Below are 18,958 nucleotides of genomic sequence, written 5' to 3'. Positions count from 1 at the left end.
CAGGTCCGCGCCGTTACGGGCGGGTAAAGCCGTGCGGGGAAGAAGGTCGTCGTGAAAGCACTGCCCATCGAGAGCTCCGGGCGCTCCGCCGCCGTGGGCTCGCGGCTGCGCAACCACCGCCGGCGCAACCACATGACCATCGACCAGCTGGCCTCGGCGGCGGGGCTGACCAAGGGCTTCGTCAGCCGGGTCGAGCGGGACATCACCTCGCCCTCCGTGGACTCGCTGGTGCGCATGTGCGAGGTGCTGCGCATCGACGTGGGGGACCTCTTCGCCGGGCCCGCCGACGTCGAGCTCGTCCGGCTCGAGGAGGCCCCGCACATCGACCTCGGCGGCGAGGGCATCGAGGAGCAGCTCGTCACGCCCGCGGCCCAGCGCAAGGTCCAGGTCCTCCGCGCCCGCGTGGCCGCCGGCGGCCGCGGGGAGGAGGCGATGTACAGCATGGACTGCGAGACGGAGGTGCTGCACCTGATCAGCGGCCGGTTCCGGCTCAAGGTCCCCGACCGGACCTTCGACCTGGTCGCCGGGGACACCGTGACCTTCCCCGGCTCCGAGCCCCACACCTGGGAGAACCCCGGGGACGAGGACGCCGTCCTGCTGTGGATCCTCGGCTCCTGACCCGCCCGTTCCGTCCCGTTCCGTCCCTTTCCGCTCCGCACCGCCCACCGAGAGGACCGCACACCATGACCACCGAGCGCATCACCGGCTCCACCCCGGACGGCACCCCCGTCCTCGGCCCCGTCAACGCCGCCCTGACCCCGCGCTGGGCGGGGCTGGGCACCTTCGCCCGCCTGCCGCGCACCGACGAGGTGGAGCACGCGGACATCGCCGTGGTCGGGGTGCCCTTCGACGCCGGGGTCTCCTACCGCCCCGGCGCCCGCTTCGGGTCCAACCACGTCCGGGAGGCCTCGCGCCTGCTGCGCCCGTACAACCCCGCCCAGAACGTCTCCCCGTTCGCCGGGGTCCAGGTCGCCGACGCCGGGGACATCGTGGCCAACCCCTTCGACATCGGCGAGGCGATCGCCTCCATCGAGGCCCAGGCCAAGGAGCTGATGGGGGAGTCCACCCAGCTGGTGGCCATCGGCGGGGACCACACGATCGCCCTGCCCCTGCTGCGCGCCGTGCACGCCCGCCACGGCAAGGTCGCGCTGCTGCACTTCGACGCCCACCTCGACACGTGGGACACCTACTTCGGCGCCGAGTACACCCACGGCACCCCGTTCCGCCGCGCGTACGAGGAGGGCCTGCTCGACACCGACGCCGTCTCCCACGTGGGCACCCGCGGGCCGCTCTACGGGCCGGAGGACCTCGACGACGACGCCCGCTTCGGCTTCGGCATCGTCTCCTCCGCCGACGTCATGCGGCTGGGGGTCGACGCCGTCGTCGCGCACCTGCGCCAGCGCGTCGGCGACCGCCCGCTGTACGTGTCGCTGGACATCGACGTGCTGGACCCCGCCCACGCCCCGGGCACCGGGACCCCGGAGGCCGGCGGGATGACGAGCCGGGAGGTCCTGGAGATCCTGCGCGGGCTGCGCGGGACGAACGTGGTGGGGGCCGACGTCGTCGAGGTCGCCCCCGCCTACGACCACGCCGAGCTCACCGGGGTGGCCGCCGCGCACGTGGCCTACGAGCTGATCACCCTCCTGGCCATGGGCCCCGGCGCGGCCCCCGGCGGGCCCGCCTACGGGCTGGCCGGGCACGTCTACGGCCGGCCGGCGGACGCAGCGGACGGGCCGGGCCGGGAGGGCGCGTGAGCGGGGGGGCCTCCGCGGCCCCCCGTCCCGACCATGCCTCCCTCTTCGCCCGGCGCTCCGGGCAGTTCCGGCCCTCCCCGGTGCGGGCGGTGTTCGAGATCGCGCTGCAGCCGGGGATGATCTCCCTGGCCGGCGGCAACCCGGACATGAGCGTGCTCCCGCACGAGCTCATCGCCGAGCTGGCCCGGGGGATCGTGGCCGAGCGCGGGCCCGAGGTGCTCCAGTACGGCTCGGGGGCGGGCATCGGCCGCCTGCCCGGGCTGGTCTGCGAGCTGATGCGCCTGCAGGGCACCGAGGTCACCCCGGACCGGATCCAGATCACCGCCGGGTCCCAGGCAGGCCTGGACCTGGTGACGAAGCTGTTCTGCGACCCGGGCGACGTCGTGGTGGCCGAGGGTCCCACCTACGTCGGGGCGCTGGGTGTGTTCGGCAGCTACGAGGTCGAGGTCGAGCACGTGGACGTCGACGACGAGGGCCTGGACCCCGAGGCGGTGGCCGAGCGCATCGACGCGCTGCGGGCCGCCGGGCGCACCGTGAAGCTCCTCTACACGATCCCGAACTTCCACAACCCCACCGGGGTGACCCTCACCGAGGCCCGGCGCCGGCGGCTCGTCCAGGTGTGCGCCGAGCGGGGCGTGCTGATCCTCGAGGACGACCCGTACGGGCTGCTCGGCTTCGACCGGGAGCACCGGCCGCCGTCGCTGTACTCGATGGACCCGGACACGGTGATCCACCTCGGCAGCTTCTCGAAGATCTTCTCCCCGGGCCTGCGGATCGGGTGGATCGCCGCGGTGCCCGCGGTGCGGGCGCGGCTGCAGATCGCGGCGGAGGCCGTGACCATCCACCCCTCGGTGCTCGGCCAGGAGCTCGCCGCGCAGTACGTGGGCGGGGAGCACTGGCGGCCCGCGCTGGACCGGGCGGTGGCGCTGTACCGCTCCCGGTGCGCGGCCATGATGGACGCCCTCGCGGCGCACATGCCCGACGGGGTGCGCTGGACCCGCCCGGCCGGCGGCTTCTTCACGTGGCTGGACCTGGACCCCCGGGCCCTCCCGCACGGCGACCTGCTGCGCCGGGCCGTCGAGCACGGCGTGGCGCTGGTGCCGGGCGGGGCCTGCTACGCCGACGGCCGTCCCTCCACGAGCCTGCGGCTGGCCTACTCGGCGGCCTCCGAGGCCGACATCGCCGAGGGCGTCCGCCGGGTGGGGCAGATGCTGCGGGACTGACTGCCGGGGCGACCAGGGGCTTCGCGCCGGCACACCATTGTGTCGGCTCGTGATAGCGCCTTTGCATGGATCGTTGCGGGGCGTCCGCCCCCGGTGCTCTCGTGGTGTGCGGGAACCCGGTTCCCGGGGTGGGCGCAGGGCGGTGGCCGGCTCCGGGACAGGGCGGAATCGGGGGAGGAAGCCATGTCGAGGCCCGAAGGCGCCCACGGCAGGTGGGCGCGATGATCCTCTTCGGGGTGGTGCTGATGGCGGTGGCCGTGCTGCTCATGGTGCTGCTCGCCCAGTCGGCCGTGGTGGTGGCCGGCCGGTTCCGTCGCATCACGGCCGTGGCCACCCTGGGCGTGATCATGGTCGTCGCGGCGATCTTCGCCACCGGCCTGGTCCTCACGGGCGTCACCGCGATCCTCAGCCTCGGCGTCGCAGGATAGGCCCGTCGCCGTGCTCGCCGGCGGCTCAGGCGAGCAGCGCCTCCGCGGCCCGCCGCCCGGAGCGCAGCGCTCCCTGGCTGGAGCCGGTGGTGCGGTGGTCCCCGCACACGAACACGCCGTCGCCGAGGGCGGCGGGGCGCTCCGCCACGAACGGGGGCAGCTGCTCGGGCAGGGCGTCACGGACCTCGTGCACCGTCAGCAGCTCCCAGGCGCCCGCGTCCGCGCCCCAGATCCCGGACAGCTGGCGGCGGACGTCGGCCTCGGCGGGCAGTGCGGCTCCGCGCGGGAGCAGGGCGGACGCCTGGACCAGTGCACGGCCCGCGGGGGCGTAGCTGGGGGCGGCGTTGCTGACCACGGCCGTGTCGATGAGCGGTCCCGTGGTCTCGCCCGGCAGCACCAGCGACCTCAGGTCCGACGGCGCCCGGTCCGGGGCGAACCACCACGTGGCCTCGCCCTTCATCGGCACGGCCGGCAGGTCCAGCAGCCCGCCGGCCGCGGGGCCGTCCGTGGCCACGACCACCGACGGGGCCCGCCACGAGCCGCCGCCGGCGCCGACCGTCCAGCCGGAGGCGGTGCGCTCGAGGGTCTCGACGCGGGCGCCCAGGACGGCGCGGGCGCGCAGGCCGTCGTGGATCCACTCGGGCAGCGCCCCCATGCCCCCGGCCGGCAGGCCGGGCGTGCCGAGCAGGAACCAGCCGACCAGCTGCCGCACGAACGCCGCGGAGGTCCGGCCCCCGTCCTCGAGGATCACGCCCGCCAGGAACGGCTCGAGCACGAGGTCCCGCAGCGGCCCGCGCACCCCCGCGGCGTCGAGGGACTCGTGCCACGGGCGGTCCAGCTCCTCCCGGTGCGCCGCACGGGGGTCGAGCACGGGCGCCAGCCACGCCAGCAGGGCGGGCAGCCGGCGCAGCTCCACGAGCGGGCTGCCCAGGGTCCCGGCCAGGCGGGAGGGCACGCGCCGCGGGTCGGCCAGGACGTCGATCCCGTCGCCGCGGCGGACGCCGGCCGCGGCGTCGAACTTCTGCAGCCCCAGGGCGGGGACGTCCACGCTGCGGCGCAGCTCCGTGTAGGCGGGGTTGAGCACCTGGAAGCCGCGGTCGCAGCGGAAGCCGTCGACCACGTCGGTGCGCACCCGGCCCCCGACGCCGTCGGAGGCCTCCAGCACCACCACGTCCAGGCCGTGCTGCTCGAGCAGCCGGGCGCACTGCAGGCCGGCGAGGCCGGCGCCGACGATCACGACGTCGTGGTCCACGGGATCCTCCTAGCGGGACAGGGGGGCTGCGGCCGGCTCGAGCCGCGGTCCGGGCGCTCCGGCGGCCCGGACCGGGATGCTGAACAGCGCCGACTCCACGGTCAGGCCCGGCCCGAACGCGAGCGCGCACACCGTCCGCGGCTCGTCGGCGGGGGCGGCGTCGATCACCTGGCGCAGCACGTGCAGGACGGTCACGCTGCTCATGTTGCCACGGGCGGCGAGCACGTCGCGCGACTCCCGCAGCGCCTCCGGGGACAGGCCGAGGGCGTTCTCGAGCTTGTCCAGGATGCTGCGCCCGCCGGGGTGGACGGCCCAGTCGGTGATCGCTCCTCGGGGCACCGCGCCCCCGGGCCCCCCGAGGAGCGCGTCGACGGCCGTGTGGATGTTGCCCTCGATGACCTTCGGCACGGCCGCGCCGAGGACCATCTCGAAGCCCTCGTCACCGATGGTCCAGGCCATGTCGTGCTCGCCGTCGGGGATCACGAGGGTGCTGAAGCGGTCGAGCCCGAGCAGCGGCTCCGCGCCGCCGGGCCGCCGCGAGCTGACGACGGCGGCCGCGGCGCCGTCGGCGAAGAGGGCGGCCCCGCGGATGGCGTCGGCGTCCCGGGCCGGGCGCAGGTGCAGGCTGCACAGCTCGGCCGCGACCAGCAGCACGACGGCCTCCGGGTCCGCCTGCGCGATCGCGCGGGCCTGGCGCAGCCCGATGAGCGCTCCGTGGCAGCCCATGAACCCGATGTGGGACCGGCGGGTGGCCGGGTTCAGGCCCAGGTCCCGCACGAGCTGGTAGTCGGGGCCGGGGGCGAAGAAGCCGGTGCAGGAGACGGTGATCACGTCGGTGATCCCCGCCGGGTCGAGCCCGGGGCAGCCGGCGAGGGCGTCGCGGGCGGCGGCCGCGAAGAGGCGGGGGGCCTCGCTCACGTAGGTGCGGTTGCGGACGCCCGTGAGCGGGTTGAGGATCTGCCCGCCCGGGCCGATGTAGGGGGAGGCCGTGCGGGCGCCGTCGTCGACCAGCTCGCGCAGCACGGTGTGCCGGCGGCCCACCCCCGAGGCCCCGAACACGGTGCGGACGAGGCGCTCGGTGAGCCGGTCCGTGCCGGGCTGGCCCAGGTACAGGTCCCGGGCCGCGGTCTGCTCGAGGACGTGCGGGGGGACCGCCGTGCCGAGGGACAGGAGTGCGGGGGTCATCCCACCCAGTATCCGGCTCCGCGGGCGTGAAAGCCACGCCGGGCCCGCGCCGCGCCGCGGCACGGGCCCGGCGCGGCTCAGACGACGGTGGTCACGGCGTCGAAGTCCAGCCGGGGGAGGCGCTCGTGCCGCGGGGCGGCGGGCCGGCCGACGGCCACGACCAGCACCGAGCGGCGGTTCGTGCCGGCGTGGAACTGCGCGTCCACGCCGGCCGGGTCGAACCCGCCCATGGGCCCGGCGGCCAGGCCCGCCGCGCGCACGGCCAGGACGAAGTACCCAGCCTGCAGGTGGGCGTTGTCCCGGCCCATCTGCGCGCGCAGCTCCTCGTTGGCGGCGAACACCTGCTGGTTGCCCGCGGCCGGCGGGAAGAGCACCGGGAGCTGCTCGTGCCAGTCGACGTCGTAGCTCAGCACGGCGACGGCGGGGGCGGCGGCGACCTTGGCCTTGTTGCCCTCCGCCATGTGCTGCACGAGCCGCTCCCGGGCCTCGGGGGAGCGGACCCAGGTGACGCGCAGGGGCTGGATGTTCATGGCCGTGGGGCCCATCTTGGCCAGCTCGTGCACGGCCCGCAGCTGGGCGTCGTCCACGGGCTCGTCGAGGAACTCGGTGGCGGTGCGCGCCTCGCGGAAGAGGAGGTCCGCGGTGGCGGCGTCGAGGGCGAGCTGGTCCTGCAGGGCGTCGGGGGCCATGTCGGTCCTTTCGGATTCAAGGATGTGGATCTGTACATGCCAACGAACGCGGTGCCCCGGTCCATTCCGTGCCCGACGTGGTGTTCGCCACGTTCCCGGCGACGTACGCTGGCGCCATGCACGCCGACGACGCGAACGCCCCGGTGAGCCCCGCCGCCGACTGGAAGCCGCTGCTCGCCGCGCTGGCCAACGACGCCTCCCGGGCCGTGTTCGCCCGGGTCGCGCTGGGGGGTGTCCCGGTGGTGGGCGCCGAGGCGTGGCCCGCCCGCGAGCGGCGCGCCCTGCAGTCCTGGATCCGCCTCGGTGTGGTCGTGGAGCACGAGGGCCGCTGCGCCGTGGACCCCGCCGCGTTCCGGCGGGCGCTCGCCGAGGGCGCCGCGCCGCGCCGCACCGCCGGGCCGGACCGGTTCCTGGACCAGGGGCGGGTCGTGCAGATGCCGGCCGGCCCGGCCGACCGGGTGCAGCTGCTGGAGTGGGTGCGGGACCGCGTCTTCCGCGGGGACGAGACCCTGACGGAGGAGCGGGTCAACGACCGGCTCGTCGTCCTGCACGACGACGTGGCGATGCTGCGGCGCCACCTCGTGGACGCGGGCCTGGCCGAGCGCTCCGCCGACGGCTCCCGCTACCGCGCGGTGCGGAGCTGACGTGGCCGGGGCCGCGCAGCACCCGGGGGCCGCCGTGCGCACGGGGGCCGCGCTCCTGGGGACCGGCGCCCTGCACCTGCTGTTCCCCCGGCCGTTCGACGGCCTGATCCCCCGCGTCCTGCCCGGCCCGCCCCGGGCGTGGACCCTGGGCTCGGGGATCGTGGAGCTCGGTGTCGGGGCGCTGCTGCTGCACCCGCGCACCCGGCGGGCGGGCGGCTGGGCGGCGGCCGCGCTGTTCGTGGCCGTGTGGCCGGGCAACCTCACCATGGCGTGGCGCGCCCGCCGCGCGTCGCCCGCCCGGAAGGCCGTGGCCTGGGGGCGCCTGCCGCTGCAGCTGCCGCTGATCGCGGTGGCGGTCCGGATCGCCCGCGCCCCCGTCCCACCGGGAGGCTTCGCATTCGGTAACACGCAGGCCCCGTTCCTACGCTGAGCAGTGCACAGGAGTGGGGGCTCCTTTCCTGCAGGCGCTTCCGGGCCTGCGCGCAGGGGACCGGCCCGCCCTCCGGTCCCCGGGGGGCAGGACCGCGTGCTGCACTGCTCGCTCCCGCCCGACCGGCCGGAGGAACCCTTGACGTCCACCCGCAGCACCGCCGCGGCCCTCGCCCTCGCGGCGGCCCTCGCGCTCGCCCCGCTCGCCGTCGCGGGGGCGGACCCCGGGCAGACCGCCCCGGCCCCCGCCCCCGAGACCGCCGCCGCGTCCGCCGGGAGCGCGGCCACGGACCGCGTCGTCGTGAAGTTCCGGGACGGGGCGGCCCCGGGCGGCTCCCCGGGGGCGGTGTACGGCCAGGCCGCCGCACGCTCCAGCACGGCCGGGGCGCAGCTCGCGGAGGCCGCGCCCACCGCCGGCGGGGCCACCGTCCTGCGGACCGAGGAGAAGCTGGCGGGCGCGGACCTCGAGGCGCTGACCACCGCCCTCGAGCAGGACCCCGCCGTCGAGTACGCCGAGCCGGACCTCCTGGCCACCACGGCCGCCGAGCCCGACGACCCCTCGTACCGCGCCCGGCAGTGGAGCCTGTGGGACGACCCCGCCGGCCTCGGCATGCCCCTGGCGTGGGACCGGGCCACCGGCGCCGGGCAGACCATCGCGATCGTGGACACGGGCATCACCGCCCACCCCGACCTGGACGCCAACGTCCTGCCCGGCTACGACTTCGTCTCCGCGGCCCCGAACGGCCGCGACGGGAACGGGTGGGACGCCGACCCCACGGACGCGGGCGACCACCCCGACGCGGTGCTGTGCCCGAACAGCCCCATGCCGGCGACCTCGACCTGGCACGGCACGCAGACCGCGGGCATCGCGGCGGCCGAGGGCGGCAACGGGATCGGCATCTCCGGGGTCGCCCCCGCGGCGAAGATCCTCCCGGTGCGCGTCGTGGGCGCCTGCAGCCAGGGCTACATCTCCGACGTCGCCGCGGGCGTGGCCTGGGCCGCCGGCGCCGCGGTGCCCGGCGCGCCCGCCAACCCGACGCCCGCCACCGTCATCAACCTCAGCCTCGGCGTCGTGGGGCAGTGCCCGCCGGTGCTCCAGTCGGCCATCGACGAGGCCGTCGGCCGGGGGGTCTCCGTGGTCGTGGCCGCCGGCAACAACGCCGTCGACGCCGCCCGGTCCGCGCCGGCCAACTGCGCCGGGGTGATCTCGGTCGCTGCCACGGACGTCTCCGGCGCCCTGGCCTCCTACTCCAACTTCGGCTCGGTGACGGTCGCGGCCCCCGGCGGCGACCCGTGGGCAGGCATCCACTCCACGGGCAACGACGGGGCCAAGGAGCCGGGGGCGGCCTCGTACACAGACGGCAACGGCACGTCCATGGCGGCGCCGGCCGTGGCCGGCGCCGTGGCGCTGGTCCGCCAGGCCGCGCCGGGCCTGGACGCGAACGGCGTCCGCGCGGCGCTGACCACCACGGCCCGCCAGGCCCCCGGCGGCTGCGCGCCCGGCTGCGGCGCGGGCATCGTGGACCCGGTCTCGGCCGTGATCGCGGCGCAGGGCGGCGATCCGTTCACCACCCGCGACGTCATCGGCCGACTCCACGGCCGGATCGGCGCCAGCACCGGCAAGCCGGTCTCCCGCGAGCTGTGCGCCCTCGGCGGCAGCCCGTGCTTCCAGGAGTTCGAGACCGGCTGGATCGTGCGCTCCTCCGGCCAGGAGGCCCGCTGGATCCCCGGCGCCCTGCCCGCGCAGTGGTGGACGGTCGCCTCCGCCGGCTGACCCGCCGGCTCCCGCCCGACGGCGCCGCTCACCCCGCGGGGTGGGCGGCGCCGTCGTCGTGCGCGTGGAGTCCCGAGCGGCCCGCGGCCGGGGCCTCCGCCCTGAGCCGGGCCCAGGCGCCGAGGATCCCGGCCACCAGGGAGCCCGCGTTGCCGGCGGCGAGATCTCCCATGGTGTCCGTGTAGCCCACCTGGACGCGCGGGTCGACGATCGCGTAGCCCGCGAACTCGACGTACTCCCAGACGAGCGCGAGGGCCGTGCCGAGGGCGGTGACCACCAGGACATGGGTCACCGGCCCGGGCGTGCGGAGCCGGCCCCAGCGCTCCAGGGCGCGGAACGCGAGCTCGGCCAGCACGGCGGTCGCCGCGAAGTGGACGACCAGGTCCCAGTGGGCGAGCCGCTCGTAGAGCAGGAACACGGAGCTCCACGCAGCGAGCAGCAGGAGCAGGTCGGTGGCCAGCTCCAGGGCCCTCGGCAGCCGGGCCCGCCACGTGATCGTGATGCCGAGGCACACCAGCATCATCACGGCGGCGCCCGCGACGTCGAAGAACACGGCGGTGAGCAGCGCGGAGAGCGGGCCGGCCCACCGCACCGCGAGCACGATCCCCCTCACGGCCGGCACCGGCCGGCCCGGCGGCCCAGGCGTGCCCGCCAGCGCTCCCACGGGCGTTCCTCGGCCCAGTTGAGCCGGATGGTCCGGAACGCGCGTCCCAGCCGCCGGACGGCGGGGCGCCCTCCCCGCAGCGCCCGCGGGGACATGCCCACCGACAGGCCGGGACGGAAGAGGATGCGGCACCCCGGGCCCAGGCGGAAGCTGAGGTCGAGGTCGTCGTGCAGCTCCGGGTCGTACCGGTGGACCCGGTTGCGGACCTCGAGCCACCAGTCCCGGCGCATCGCCATGTTGGTGCCGAACAGGGGCGGGTGGGCCAGCGCCGCGGCCGTGGTGAGCACGTACAGGCCCATGTACAGGGCGGACAGCAGCCCGCCGAGCCCGGGGGGAAGGCCGTAGAAGCGCCCCGGGCCGGCCACGGCGACCGCGTCCGCACGGTGGTCCAGCGCTGCGAGCAGACCCGCGATCCACTCGGGGCCGGGGGCGCTGTCGGCGTCGCAGCGCACCACGACGTCCCCCCGGGCGGCGTCGTAGCCCGCGGCCGCCGCCTGGGGGATGCCCCGCACGGGCTCGAACACCACCCGGGCCCCGGCGGCCCGGGCGACCTCGGCGGTGGCGTCGCTCGAGGCGTTGTCCACGACCACGACCTCGTCCGGCGGACGGGTCTGCGCCGCGAGCAGCCGCAGACACCGCGCCAGGTGGGCGGCGTCGTCACGGGCCGGCACCACCACGGACACGGCCGGGGTGCCGGGGCCCCCCGGGGGCGGGAGGGCCGGGACGGTCTCATCTTCGCTGTCGGTCATGGGCCCCATTCTCCCGCGCCCGCACCCTAGAATCGGGACATGCAGGCCGACGAGGGCACGATCAGCACGCCCGGCGCCGCGGTGCCGGACAGGGGTGCGGAGGCAAGCGCGCACCGGGGGCGGAGGGGCTTCGACGTCCTCTTCCTGCTCCAGCTCTTCAGCACCGAGGCCGAGCGCTACGCGGACCAGGTCCGGCGCCGCTTCGGCCTGGCGCACAAGGACGTCCACGCGCTCAACGAGGTCATGCAGGCCAACCGGGAGGGCCGGCCGGTCCGCGCCGGGGACATCGCCCGCCGGCTCGTGCTGAGCGGTTCGGCGACCACGACGGTCATCAAGCGCCTCGTCGCCGCGGGCCACCTGGTGCGGGCGGTCGATCCGCACGACCGGCGGGAGATCAGCCTCCGGGCCACCGAGCACGCCTACCGCTCCGGCCGTCGGATGTTCTCGGCCATGACCGAAGAGGTCCTGGCCGTGCTCGACGACTGCACGGACGAGGAGGTCGAGGTCCTGCGGCGGCGTCTGCCCCAGCTCACGGAGGCCGTCCGCCGGGCGGGCCGGAGGGCGGCCGAGGACACATCGCCGGAGGAGGGGGCCCGGGCGGAGGCCGGACCGGCTCCGAGCGCGGCGTGACGGGGAAATTGGTTCGGTTTTCGAAGGACTGTGGTGGAATGGGGACATGGTGACGGTCTTCTCGCGCGATTCGGCATTCTCCAGCGCCCGTCCGGGCACCGGGACACGTGCCGGGAGGGACGGTGGAAAGGGCTCCGCCGAGGTCCCCGTGCTGGACGAGTTCCTCGCGGAGGCCACCGGCCGCGCCGAGGCGGTGGACCCCGGGTTCGGGCGGCTGTGGGGGGAGGTCGCCCGGCTCAGCTCCGGCGGCAAGCGCATCCGGCCCCAGCTCGTCCGCCTCGTGGCCGGCGCCTATCCCGAGCCGGAGCCGGAGCGCGTGGTCGAGGCCGTGGGAGCCGCGTTCGAGCTGCTGCACACCGCCCTCATCGTCCACGACGACGTCATCGACCAGGACGACCAGCGCCGCCACCAGCCCACCATCAACGCCGCCGCGGCCTCCCGTGCGTCCGCGGCGGGCTCCGGGCGCGACCAGGCGCGCCAGTACGGCGCGAGCGTGGGCGTCATCGCCGGGGACCTCGCCCTGGCCGGCGCCTACCGGCTCGTGGCCCGTTCGGGGCTGTCCCCCGACCGGCTGCCCCGCCTCCTCGACCTGCTCGACGCGGCCCTCTTCTCCTCCGCCGCGGGGGAGCTGCTCGACGTCGACCACACGCTGCCCGGGGCTCGGCCCGGCCGCGAGCAGGTGCTCGCGGCCACGTGCCTGAAGACCGCGGTCTACTCCTTCGAGACCCCCCTGCAGGCCGGCGGGGTGCTCGGCGGGGCCCCGGACGGGGACGTCGAGGTGCTCGGGCGGCTGGGCCGCACCGTGGGCACCGCCTACCAGCTGGTGGACGACCTGCTCGGGGTCTTCGGGGACCCGGAAACCACGGGCAAGTCCGTGGTCAGCGACCTGCGGGAGGGCAAGCGCACCATGCTCGTCGCCGCGGCGCAGCGGACGTCCGCGGGCGAGGAGCTCGACGCGATCCTGGGCCGCCACGAGATCAGCGGGGAGCAGGCCCTGCGCGCCCGGGACCTCCTGGAGCAGTGCGGGGCGCGCCAGGAGGTCGAGGACATGGTCGCCGAGTGCGCGGCCGAGGCCCGGGCCCTGCTCGACGGCGCGGTGCTGCCCGAGGCCCTCGAACGGGACCTGCGCCGCATCGTGGGCGGGGCCACGGAGCGCATCCGGTGACCGCGGCCCAGCACGCAGGGTCCCCGGCCGAGGCCGCCGCCCGCTACGACGACGCCGCCCGGCAGGCCGCCGCGACCGTCATCCGCCGCTACTCCACCTCCTTCGGCCTCGCCTGCCGGCTGCTGGGCCCGGAGATCCGCGCCCACGTCTATGCCGTCTACGCCCTCGTGCGGATCGCCGACGAGATCGTCGACGGCGCCAGCGCCGGTGCCGGGATCTCCCCGGACGGATCCCGTGAGCTGCTGGACTCCCTCGAGGCCGAGACCTTCGCCGCGATCGGGCGCGGGTTCAGCAGCAACCTCGTGGTGCACGCCTTCGCCCGCACCGCCCGCCACGCCGGGATCGGCGAGGACCTCGTCCGGCCGTTCTTCGCGTCGATGCGGGCCGACCTCAGCGAGGACCGGCACAGCGCCGACTCCCTCGACGAGTACGTCTACGGCTCCGCCGAGGTCGTGGGGCTGATGTGCCTGCAGGTATTCCTGGCCGGGCGCAGCGTCCCCGACGCCCGGCGGGCGGAGCTCGAGGCCGGGGCGCGCCGCCTGGGCGCGGCGTTCCAGAAGGTCAACTTCCTGCGCGACCTCGCCGAGGACTACGGCGAGCTCGGCCGCGTGTACTTCCCCGGCGTGGAGCCCGGGCAGTTCTCCGAGACCGAGAAGAACCGCCTCCTCGACGACATCGACGCCGACCTCTCCGCCGCCCGCGCGGTGATCGGCGGCCTGCCCTCCTCCTCCCGCGCGGCCGTCCTCGCCGCCCACGACCTGTTCCGGGAGCTGTCCGTGCGCATCCGAGCCACCCCCGCCCGGGAGCTGCTGAGCTCCCGCATCCGCGTCCCCAACCCCCGCAAGGCCGCGCTCGCCGCGGCGGCCGTCGCGAAGGCGCGCGCCCGTCGCCGGGCCCCCGGGCCCGCGGGCCGGCGCGCCGTGGTGGTCGGCGCCGGGATCGGCGGCCTGGCCGCCGCGGGCCTGCTCGCGAAGGACGGCTGGGACGTCACCGTCCTGGAGCGCGGGACGACGACGGGTGGGCGCGCCGGGCGGCTCGAGCGGGACGGCTTCCGCTTCGACACCGGGCCCTCCTGGTACCTCATGCCGGAGGTCTTCGACCACTTCTTCCGCCTCATGGGCTCCAGCGCCGCCCACGAGCTCGACCTCGTCCGGCTCGACCCGGCCTACCGGGTGTACGGCGAGAACTACGCCGAGCCGCTCGACGTCCGCTCCGACCTCGAGCACACGGTCGCGCAGTTCGAGGCCGTGGAGCCGGGCGCCGGCGCCCGGATCCGCACGTACCTCGCCTCGGCGCAGCGGACCTACGACCTCGCCGTGGACCACTTCCTCTACACGTCCTACGCCTCGTTCGCCCCGCTGCTCACCCGGGCGGTCCTGCGGCGGCTGCCGGAGCTCGCCCGCCACCTCACCGGGTCCCTGCACGATCTCGCCGCCGCGACGGTCCAGGACACCCGGCTGCGGCAGGTGCTCGGCTATCCGGCCGTCTTCCTGGCCAGTGCGCCCCGGATGACGCCCTCGCTCTACCACCTCATGAGCCACATGGACCTCGCCGACTCCGTGCAGTACCCGCGCGGCGGGTTCCGCCGGGTCGTCGAGTCCGTCGAACGGCTCGCCCTCTCCCACGGCGCGCGGATCCGGACGGAGGCCGACGTCGTGCGGATCCGCACCTCCCCGGCCCCCGACGGCCCGGTCCGGGCCACCGGTGTCGTGTGGCGGGACGCGGACGGGGCGGAGCACGAGCTCGCCGCGGACGTCGTGGTCTCGGCCGCGGACCTGCACCACACCGAGACGGCGCTGCTCCCGCGCGAGCTGCAGAGCTATCCGCAGCGGTACTGGGACAAGCGGCAGTCCGGCCCGGGCGCGGTGCTCGTGATGCTCGGGGTGCGCGGTGAGCTGCCCCGGCTCCCGCACCACACCCTGTTCTTCAGCGAGGACTGGGACACGAACTTCCGGGCGATCTTCGAGGAGCCCACGAGCGTCCCGGACCCCGCGTCCGTCTACGTGTGCAAGCCCTCGGCCACCGACCCCAGTGTGGCCCCGGACGGGCACGAGAACCTGTTCGTCCTGATCCCCGTCCCCGCCGATCCGTCGCTGGGCGCAGGCGGGCCCGACGGCACCGGCTCCCCGGCCGTCGAGGCCGTCGCGGACCGGGTGATCGACCAGGTGGCGTCGTGGGCGGGCGTGCCGGACCTGCGGGAGCGGATCGTCGTGCGCCACACCGTGGGGCCCGAGGACTTCCGTCGCGACTTCAACGCCTGGCGCGGCAACGTGCTCGGCCCCGCCCACGTCCTGAGGCAGTCCGCGTTCTTCCGCGGGTCCAACCGCAGCCGGAAGGTCGCCGGCCTGCACTACTGCGGTGCCTCGACCATCCCCGGGATCGGCCTCCCCATGTGCCTGATCAGCGCGGAGATCCTGCTCAAGGACCTGCGCGGGGACACCTCCACCGGGCCCCTGGCGGAACCACCGGTGCCGCGCGGATGAGCTTCGCGTACCTCGGCTTCCTCCTGCTCAGCCTGGCCGGGATGGTGCTCCTGGACGTGCGGGAGAAGCTGTTCTTCGCCCACGACCCCCGCCGGGCGTCCCTCGTGCTCCTCGCGGGGGTGGCGTTCTTCCTCGCCTGGGACCTCGCCGGGATCAGCCTGGGGATCTTCCTGCACAGCCGGAGCAGCTACGCGACCGGCTGGATGCTCGCCCCGCAGATACCGGTCGAGGAGGTCGTGTTCCTGGCGTTCCTGTGCTACCTCACCATGAACCTGGTCCGGCTGACCGAGAAGGTGCTGGCGCGGCGTTCCGCCGCGGCCGGTCCCCCCCGCCGGGAGGTGGACGCCCCGTGACCTACGCGCTCATCATCCCGGTGTTCCTCGCGCTCGCCCTGGCACCGGCCACCCTGCTGGTCCGTGAGCCTTCCCCGGCGCCCCCGCGGCGCCGGGCCCTGGCCGTGCTCGGCCTCTCCTTCGCGGTGCTCGCCGTGCTGACGGCGGTGTTCGACAACCTCATGATCGCCGCCGGGTTCTTCGACTACGGGGCCGGGCACATCACGGGGCTGCGGGTCGGCCTCGTGCCGGTCGAGGACTTCGCCTACCCGCTCGCGGGGCTGCTCCTGCTGCCCTCGCTGTGGTGGGGGCTGGCCGAGCGCGGACGGCTCGCCGCCACGGTGCGCACGCTCGTGGCCACGTCCCGGCCCGTCTCCTGGGTCAACACCGCCTTCCCGTTCGCGGCGGCCTACGTCATGACGACCGGCCGGCTGGACCTGCCCCTCGTCGTCGGGACCCTGTTCTTCCTCTTCCCCTACAACCTCCTGATGTACGGGATCAACGACGTCTTCGACCACGAGTCCGACCTCCTCAACCCCCGCAAGGGCGGGGCCGAGGGCGCGCTCGTGGACCGTTCCGAGCACCGGATGATCCTCGTGGGCTCCGTGCTGCTCGCCCTGCCGTTCCTGGCGTTCCTGTTCCCGGTCGGCGGGGCCGCCGCGGCGTGGGTGCTCGTGGTCAGCCTCTTCGCGGTGGCGGCCTACAGCCTCAAGGGCCTGCGGTTCAAGGAGGTCCCGTTCCTGGACTCGGCGACCTCCGCCACGCACTTCGTGTCCCCGGCCGTCTACGGCCTCGTGCTCGCCGGGGCGGACGGCTCGGCGGGCACCGTCGCCCTGTGCGCCGGGTTCTTCCTGTGGTCCATGGCCTCCCAGGCGTTCGGCGCCGTCCAGGACGTCAGGGCGGACCGGGAGGCCGGACTGGGGTCGATCGCCACGGTCCTGGGCGCCCGCCCCACGGTGTGGGCCGCCGCGGCGTTCTACCTCGCCGCCGGGCTGCTCCTGCTGTTCGTCCCCTGGCCCGGGCCGGTGGCGTCCCTCCTGGTGCTGCCCTACCTGGCCAACCTCGTGCCGTACCTGTCCGTCACGGACGCCGACTGCGAGCGCGCCCACCGGGGGTGGAGGCGGTTCCTGTGGCTGAACTACGTGACCGGCGCTCTCGTGACGCTGCTGCTGAACTGGGCCTGGATCCTCGAGCACGGATCGGGCGGTGCCGCCCCCGGGCCCTAGCGCAGGTGCTTGATCAGCTTGTCCGTGGAGATCATGGCGCCGCCCAGCACCGCGGGCAGGCCGCCGCCCGGATGGACGGAGGCCCCCACCCGCCACAGCCACGGCCGGCGCAGGCTCGTGTGGGACGGCGCGTGGAGCGGGCCGCTGCGCCACGACGGACGCACCGCGCCGTACAGGGCCCCGCCCTCCGACCCGTGCGCGGCGAAGTAGGCCGGATCCAGGATCCTCGCGCTGCGGAACCGGTCCGTGACGGGGCCCGGCAGCCCGAGGACCTGCGCCACGCGCTCGAGCTCGCGCGCGACGAACGGGTCCTCGAGGTCGTACGACCTCCCGTTGGCCGGTGCGGTCAGCAGCAGGGCGAGCGTGGGGGCGCTGTTCGGGTAGACCCCGTGGGCCGGGTAGTAGTTCGCGAAGGCCATGGTCTGCGCGGGCTCGGTGCCGGCTTCGAGGCCGGCGTAGAGCTCGGCGGGACGGTCGGGCAGGACGACGCCGTGCCGGGGCGTCCCGGCGGGCAGCTCGGAGCGCAGCACGGCGTAGATCGCGATCGCCGAGCAGCTGAGCCTGCGCGGCCGCCGGGGAGCCCGTCCCGCGAGCAGGCCGTCGAGGCGGTGGGCGTCGAGCCCGCTGACGACGGCGTCGGCCGGGTAGGTGCCCCGGTCCGTGACCACGCGGCGGCGGGCGATGGCGGTGGCCGGTTCGCCGGTGCGGATCTCGACCCCGGCGCCCACCGCCAGCCGCTGCAGGGCCTCGACGAGCTCGTACACCCCGCCCCTGGGGACCCAGACGCCGTCGCGGGCCATGACGGCGGGCATGCTCGCGTAGAGGGCCGGAGTGCGCGCAGGGCCGACGCCGGCGTTGAGGGTGTGGATGGCGATGACCTCGCGCAGGCCGTCCGGCATCCAGGTGAGGCTGTCGAGGTAGCTGCGGGTCGTCAGCCGCCGCCCGTACAGCCGCCCCAGCTTCGCCAGCGCGGAGTGGGACCGCCTCTCCAGCGGCCCGGCGGTCAGGAGCCGCGTGACGTCGGGACCCAGCCCGCCGTGCTCGGCCTCGAAGCGGACCCAGGCCGCGTGCCAGGGATGCCCCGGCGGAACGGGCAGTTCGCACCGGGTGCCGCGGTAGTAGTACGTGCCGACGCCCGGGAGGCGCTCCAGCACGAGCCCCGCGGTCTCCTCGGCGCTCGGCGCACGCGGCGCGGGGCCGGGCGTGCCCGCCGCGCGCAGCCCGTCCAGGCGGCGGAGGAACTCCTCCCACACGCCCGGGAACGTGAACAGCGACGGCCCGGTGTCCATGCGCTGCCCGGCGTCCTCCAGGCGGCGGCTCTTGCCGCCGAGGTGGTCGGCGGCCTCGAGCAGGGTCACGCCGTGGCCGGCGTGACCGAGCAGGGCGGCCGCCGTCAGCCCGCCGATGCCCCCGCCCACGACGACGACGCGGCTCACGGGTACAGCCCGAAGTACAGCGCGAGCGTCAGCTGCACCCCGGCCACGGCGCCGGCGACGTAGGGGAAGGCGATGGAGTGCCTGTACAGCCGGTGCCCGGTGTCCGGCGTCGGGTCCCGCCCCAGGCAGACGACGAGCCACCCGGCGATGAGCGCGTTCACCAGGGCCACCGGGATGCTGACCAGCGCGAAGCACAGCGTGGAGACGCCCCACCAGGCACCGCTCCACCGTGCGACGCCGCCCGGGCCCAGCCGGACGGCCGTCGTCGTGATGGCCGCGGCGCGGTCCTCCTCGATGTCCTGGACGGCGTCGAACGCGTGCTTGGCGACGCTCCAGGCCATCAGGCCCAGCGCCGCGGGCCACACCGGGGTCTCTCCCAGCGCGTAGGCCACGAAGACCAGGGGGAACGCATAGGCGGCGTTGCTCAGCGAGTCGAGGAAGGCCCGGGCCTTGAGGCGCACGGGCGGGGCCGAGTAGAACACGAAGACCAGGACGTACAGCGCGATCCAGCCCAGCGCTGCCGCTGGAAGGGAGACGGCGAACCAGGCGAGGAACGGCACATTGGTGACGAGCACCCAGGCCCGGATCGTGCGCACCTCGGTAGACCTGATCCGCGCGCCCTCCAGCGAGCCCTTGCGCGGGTTGAGGGCGTCGGTGTCCTGGTCGAAGACGTCGTTGACGCCGTAGATCAGCAGGTTGAACGGGAGGGTGAGCCACAGCAGGAGCGGCAGCGCCTCCCACCGCCAGAGCGCCCCCGCGAGCCACATGCCCACCACACCCGTGCCCAGGGCGTTGATCCAGAGCACCGGCCGGGAGATGTGGAGGATCCTCCGGAGCGCGGGGGCGGGTCCTGCCTGGGGCACAGCGGTGGTCCTCCTCGGGCGACAGGTGACCC

The 18,958-nt window shown here is 75.5% G+C and carries 19 protein-coding genes; 12 read left to right on the top strand and 7 right to left on the bottom strand.

Annotated elements, in window-relative coordinates; genetic code table 11:
* Window positions 1-51 precede the first annotated feature (51 nt).
* From M3185_RS02675 to M3185_RS02660, 4 genes are all read left to right on the top strand, one after another.
* Window positions 52-618: a helix-turn-helix domain-containing protein gene (locus M3185_RS02675; RefSeq protein WP_251332129.1), complete on the top strand. Its 567-nt coding sequence runs from the start codon at window positions 52-54 to the stop codon at window positions 616-618.
* Window positions 619-683: 65 nt separating this feature from the next.
* On the top strand, window positions 684-1,754 hold the full coding sequence (speB, locus tag M3185_RS02670; RefSeq protein WP_251332128.1) for an agmatinase: 1,071 nt from the start codon (window positions 684-686) through the stop codon (window positions 1,752-1,754).
* The gene (locus M3185_RS02665; protein ID WP_251332127.1) at window positions 1,751-2,977 is read left to right on the top strand and encodes an aminotransferase-like domain-containing protein; all 1,227 of its coding nucleotides are present in this window, start codon (window positions 1,751-1,753) and stop codon (window positions 2,975-2,977) included. Before speB ends, M3185_RS02665 begins: the two co-directional genes overlap by 4 nt.
* A gap of 212 nt (window positions 2,978-3,189) precedes the next feature.
* A complete protein-coding gene (locus M3185_RS02660) occupies window positions 3,190-3,405 on the top strand; it encodes a hypothetical protein (RefSeq protein WP_251332126.1) in 216 nt (71 codons plus the stop codon).
* Window positions 3,406-3,430: 25 nt separating this feature from the next.
* Here the strand turns inward: M3185_RS02660 and M3185_RS02655 are convergent, their stop codons facing one another.
* The 3 genes from M3185_RS02655 to M3185_RS02645 all read right to left on the bottom strand — a co-directional run bounded on the left by M3185_RS02655 (window position 3,431) and on the right by M3185_RS02645 (window position 6,531).
* The gene (locus M3185_RS02655) at window positions 3,431-4,657 is read right to left on the bottom strand and encodes an NAD(P)/FAD-dependent oxidoreductase (protein ID WP_251332125.1); all 1,227 of its coding nucleotides are present in this window, start codon (window positions 4,655-4,657) and stop codon (window positions 3,431-3,433) included.
* A gap of 9 nt (window positions 4,658-4,666) precedes the next feature.
* Complete coding sequence (locus M3185_RS02650; RefSeq protein ID WP_251332124.1) at window positions 4,667-5,842, bottom strand: type III polyketide synthase; 1,176 nt, start codon at window positions 5,840-5,842, stop codon at window positions 4,667-4,669.
* Between the two features lie 77 nt (window positions 5,843-5,919).
* Window positions 5,920-6,531 (bottom strand): malonic semialdehyde reductase, encoded by a 612-nt coding sequence (locus M3185_RS02645; protein ID WP_251332123.1) that lies wholly within the window; start codon window positions 6,529-6,531, stop codon window positions 5,920-5,922.
* 116 nt (window positions 6,532-6,647) lie between these two features.
* Between M3185_RS02645 and M3185_RS02640 the strand changes: the two genes are divergently transcribed.
* From M3185_RS02640 to M3185_RS02630, 3 genes are all read left to right on the top strand, one after another.
* Window positions 6,648-7,175: a DUF2087 domain-containing protein gene (locus tag M3185_RS02640; protein ID WP_251332122.1), complete on the top strand. Its 528-nt coding sequence runs from the start codon at window positions 6,648-6,650 to the stop codon at window positions 7,173-7,175.
* Between the two features lies 1 nt (window position 7,176).
* Complete coding sequence (locus M3185_RS02635; RefSeq protein ID WP_251332121.1) at window positions 7,177-7,605, top strand: DoxX family protein; 429 nt, start codon at window positions 7,177-7,179, stop codon at window positions 7,603-7,605.
* A 138-nt stretch (window positions 7,606-7,743) separates the two neighbouring features.
* Complete coding sequence (locus M3185_RS02630; protein WP_251332120.1) at window positions 7,744-9,378, top strand: S8 family serine peptidase; 1,635 nt, start codon at window positions 7,744-7,746, stop codon at window positions 9,376-9,378.
* Window positions 9,379-9,406: 28 nt separating this feature from the next.
* On the opposite strand, the gene M3185_RS02625 is transcribed toward M3185_RS02630, so the two are convergent.
* Together M3185_RS02625 and M3185_RS02620 are read right to left on the bottom strand one after the other, a co-directional pair.
* Window positions 9,407-9,991 (bottom strand): hypothetical protein, encoded by a 585-nt coding sequence (locus tag M3185_RS02625; RefSeq protein WP_251332119.1) that lies wholly within the window; start codon window positions 9,989-9,991, stop codon window positions 9,407-9,409.
* Window positions 9,988-10,791 (bottom strand): glycosyltransferase family A protein, encoded by an 804-nt coding sequence (locus tag M3185_RS02620; RefSeq protein ID WP_251332118.1) that lies wholly within the window; start codon window positions 10,789-10,791, stop codon window positions 9,988-9,990. The genes M3185_RS02625 and M3185_RS02620 overlap by 4 nt, the downstream gene beginning before the upstream one ends.
* 39 nt (window positions 10,792-10,830) lie before the next feature.
* Between M3185_RS02620 and M3185_RS02615 the strand changes: the two genes are divergently transcribed.
* The 5 genes from M3185_RS02615 to M3185_RS02590 all read left to right on the top strand — a co-directional run bounded on the left by M3185_RS02615 (window position 10,831) and on the right by M3185_RS02590 (window position 16,627).
* Window positions 10,831-11,421, top strand: a complete 591-nt coding sequence (locus tag M3185_RS02615) for a MarR family winged helix-turn-helix transcriptional regulator (protein ID WP_251332117.1) — start codon at window positions 10,831-10,833, stop codon at window positions 11,419-11,421.
* Between the two features lie 148 nt (window positions 11,422-11,569).
* Complete coding sequence (locus tag M3185_RS02610; protein ID WP_251332116.1) at window positions 11,570-12,586, top strand: polyprenyl synthetase family protein; 1,017 nt, start codon at window positions 11,570-11,572, stop codon at window positions 12,584-12,586.
* Window positions 12,583-15,069 (top strand): phytoene desaturase family protein, encoded by a 2,487-nt coding sequence (crtI, locus tag M3185_RS17300; protein ID WP_308222170.1) that lies wholly within the window; start codon window positions 12,583-12,585, stop codon window positions 15,067-15,069. The genes M3185_RS02610 and crtI overlap by 4 nt, the downstream gene beginning before the upstream one ends.
* Entirely contained in the window at window positions 15,066-15,422 is a 357-nt protein-coding gene (locus M3185_RS02595; protein WP_251332115.1) for a lycopene cyclase domain-containing protein, read from the top strand. The genes crtI and M3185_RS02595 overlap by 4 nt, the downstream gene beginning before the upstream one ends.
* A complete protein-coding gene (locus M3185_RS02590; protein WP_251332114.1) occupies window positions 15,419-16,627 on the top strand; it encodes a prenyltransferase in 1,209 nt (402 codons plus the stop codon). The genes M3185_RS02595 and M3185_RS02590 overlap by 4 nt, the downstream gene beginning before the upstream one ends.
* On the opposite strand, the gene M3185_RS02585 is transcribed toward M3185_RS02590, so the two are convergent.
* Together M3185_RS02585 and M3185_RS02580 are read right to left on the bottom strand one after the other, a co-directional pair.
* On the bottom strand, window positions 16,624-18,063 hold the full coding sequence (locus M3185_RS02585; protein ID WP_251332113.1) for a phytoene desaturase family protein: 1,440 nt from the start codon (window positions 18,061-18,063) through the stop codon (window positions 16,624-16,626). The two genes, M3185_RS02590 and M3185_RS02585, sit on opposite strands and share 4 nt — an antisense overlap.
* Window positions 18,060-18,926, bottom strand: coding sequence for a UbiA family prenyltransferase (locus M3185_RS02580; protein ID WP_251332112.1), 867 nt, complete (start codon window positions 18,924-18,926; stop codon window positions 18,060-18,062). Before M3185_RS02580 ends, M3185_RS02585 begins: the two co-directional genes overlap by 4 nt.
* Window positions 18,927-18,958 lie beyond the last annotated feature (32 nt).

Source organism: Kocuria rosea (assembly GCF_023715525.1).
Taxonomy (GTDB): Bacteria; Actinomycetota; Actinomycetes; order Actinomycetales; family Micrococcaceae; genus Kocuria; species Kocuria rosea_A.
Note: the sequence above shows the minus strand (reverse complement) of the source record. Positions and strands in the feature narration are given on the sequence as shown.

Coding starts and splice junctions, on each gene's coding strand:
- M3185_RS02640 (WP_251332122.1), top strand. CDS start 6,648: ATGCACGCCGACGACGCGAACGCCCCGGTGAGCCCCGCCGCCGACTGG.
- speB (WP_251332128.1), top strand. CDS start 684: ATGACCACCGAGCGCATCACCGGCTCCACCCCGGACGGCACCCCCGTC.
- M3185_RS02620 (WP_251332118.1), bottom strand. CDS start 10,791: ATGACCGACAGCGAAGATGAGACCGTCCCGGCCCTCCCGCCCCCGGGG.
- M3185_RS02645 (WP_251332123.1), bottom strand. CDS start 6,531: ATGGCCCCCGACGCCCTGCAGGACCAGCTCGCCCTCGACGCCGCCACC.
- M3185_RS02595 (WP_251332115.1), top strand. CDS start 15,066: ATGAGCTTCGCGTACCTCGGCTTCCTCCTGCTCAGCCTGGCCGGGATG.
- M3185_RS02650 (WP_251332124.1), bottom strand. CDS start 5,842: ATGACCCCCGCACTCCTGTCCCTCGGCACGGCGGTCCCCCCGCACGTC.
- M3185_RS02615 (WP_251332117.1), top strand. CDS start 10,831: ATGCAGGCCGACGAGGGCACGATCAGCACGCCCGGCGCCGCGGTGCCG.